Source organism: Nocardioides abyssi (assembly GCF_030412915.1).
GTDB lineage: Bacteria > Actinomycetota > Actinomycetes > Propionibacteriales > Nocardioidaceae > Nocardioides > Nocardioides abyssi.
This window is the reverse complement of record NZ_JAUHJR010000217.1, coordinates 1-253: the sequence shown is the minus strand read 5'-3', so window position 1 is coordinate 253 and position 253 is coordinate 1. Positions and strand designations below refer to the sequence as shown.

Annotated in this window: 1 protein-coding gene; it reads right to left on the bottom strand. The window is 75.5% G+C overall.

Annotated elements, in window-relative coordinates; translation table 11 throughout:
* The coding region (locus QWY29_RS20550; RefSeq protein ID WP_300963076.1) for an MDR/zinc-dependent alcohol dehydrogenase-like family protein at positions 1–253 on the bottom strand (253 nt) is incomplete at both ends.

Here is a 253-nt window from a genome sequence, read left to right as displayed (position 1 = left end):
GGTACGTCGCGGCGAGGTCGACCCGCAGCGTGCCGTCCTCCGCCATCGCGCGCAGCGCGTCGTGGTGGTCGCGCTCGGGCCGGACGAACACGTAGTGACCGCCCATGCCCAGCACCGTCTCGGCGTCGACGACGGAGGCGCCGCGGGCCGTGTCGCGGACCTGGTTCGGCGCGTCCTCGAGGGCGTCGCCGCCGATGAGGTCGACGACGGCATCCGCCTTGGCGGTGAGCTGCGCGCCGACCGGCCCCTGCGT